Origin of the sequence: Pseudomonas sp. OF001 (genome assembly GCF_904426495.1) — a bacterium.
In the GTDB taxonomy this organism is placed as follows: domain Bacteria; phylum Pseudomonadota; class Gammaproteobacteria; order Pseudomonadales; family Pseudomonadaceae; genus Geopseudomonas.
Genome location: NZ_CAJGBM010000058.1, coordinates 1 through 1,282 on the forward strand (window position 1 = coordinate 1; position 1,282 = coordinate 1,282).

Annotated in this window: 1 protein-coding gene; it reads left to right on the top strand. The window is 68.6% G+C overall.

Annotation, left to right across the window (positions count from 1 at the left end; translation table 11 throughout):
• Positions 1-1,282 (top strand): alkyl hydroperoxide reductase subunit F (gene ahpF, locus RA210_RS19445; protein WP_201487718.1); only part of this gene is annotated, 1,282 nt, incomplete at both ends.

Sequence of the window (1,282 nt, forward strand, 5' to 3'; positions counted from 1 at the left end):
TCGGCCCGCGCTTCGCCGGCCTGCCCATGGGCCACGAGTTCACCTCGCTGGTGCTGGCCCTGCTGCAGGTGGGCGGCTACCCGCCGAAGGTCTCCGACGAGGTGATCGCGCAGATCAAGGGCATCGAGGGCGAGTTCCGCTTCGAGACCTACTTCTCGCTGTCCTGCCACAACTGCCCGGACGTGGTGCAGGCGCTCAACCTGATGGCGGTGCTCAACCCCAACATCAAGCACGTGGCCATCGACGGCGCGCTGTTCCAGGACGAGGTGGAGCGGCGCCAGATCATGGCGGTGCCGAGCATCTACCTCAACGGCGAGCCGTTCGGCAACGGCCGCATGGGCGTCGAGGAGATCCTCGCCAAGCTGGATACCAACAGCGGCGCCCGCGAGGCCGACAAGCTCAACGCGAAGACCGCCTTCGACGTGCTGGTGGTCGGCGGCGGCCCGGCCGGCGCCGCGGCGGCCATCTACGCCGCGCGCAAGGGCATCCGCACCGGCGTCGCCGCCGAGCGCTTCGGCGGCCAGGTGATGGACACCATGGCCATCGAGAACTTCATCTCGGTGCCGGAGACCGAAGGCCCGAAACTGGCCCGCGCGCTGGAAGAGCACGTGCGCCAGTACGAGGTCGACATCATCAACCTGCAGCGCGCCAGCAAGCTGATCCCGGCCGAGGCCGGCGATGGCCTGCACACCGTGCAGTTCGACAACGGCGGCGAGCTGAAAGCGAAGACGGTGATCCTCGCCACCGGCGCGCGCTGGCGCGAGATGAACGTGCCGGGCGAGCAGGAGTATCGCGGCCGCGGCGTGGCCTACTGCCCGCACTGCGACGGCCCGCTGTTCAAGGGTAAGCGCGTGGCGGTGATCGGCGGCGGCAACTCCGGCGTCGAGGCGGCCATCGACCTGGCCGGCATCGTCGCCCACGTGACCCTGCTGGAGTTCGGCGAGCAGCTGCGCGCCGATGCGGTGCTGCAGAAGAAGCTGCACAGCCTGCCCAACGTGAGCGTGATCACCATGGCGCAGACCACCGAGGTGACCGGCGACGGCCAGAAGGTCAACGGCCTGATCTACAAGGACCGCCACGACGACGCGGTGCACGAGGTCGAGCTGGAGGGCATCTTCGTGCAGATCGGCCTGCTGCCCAACAGCGACTGGCTGAAGGGCACCGTGGAGCTGACCCGCTTCGGCGAGATCATCGTCGACGCCAAGGGCCAGACCAACATCCCCGGCGTGTTCGCCGCCGGCGACGTGACCACCGTGCCGTACAAGCAGATCGTCATCGCCGT